Source organism: Mesorhizobium sp. M8A.F.Ca.ET.181.01.1.1, assembly GCF_004792025.1.
Taxonomy (GTDB): Bacteria; Pseudomonadota; Alphaproteobacteria; order Rhizobiales; family Rhizobiaceae; genus Mesorhizobium.
The window spans coordinates 1-248 of record NZ_SRTV01000369.1; the positions used below are offsets into that span (position 1 = coordinate 1).

A 248-nucleotide genomic window follows, 5' to 3' on the forward strand; every position below is an offset into this window, starting at 1 on the left:
GCCGGAATCAAGCGGCAGCCAGTCGATCTGATTCTTGAAAACCCCCGTGAGCGCGCCATGACGTTCCGGGCTGCACCACACCTGTCCCTCGGACCATAACGACAGCGCGCGCAGTTCCGCTACCTTGGGATGCTCGGGCGAAACACTGTCGGCAAGCGGCAGGCCGTGCGGGTCGAATACCCTCGTTTCTGCACCGAGTTGCCGCAGTATCCGTTCGGCTTCGAGGGTAAGCAATCTGCTGTACGAGG

General features: G+C 61.7%; 1 protein-coding gene. It reads right to left on the reverse strand.

Going from position 1 to position 248, the window contains the following annotated elements:
* Positions 1–248: NAD(P)H-dependent oxidoreductase (locus EN824_RS35000; protein ID WP_189522307.1), on the reverse strand; the 248-nt coding region annotated here is incomplete at both ends.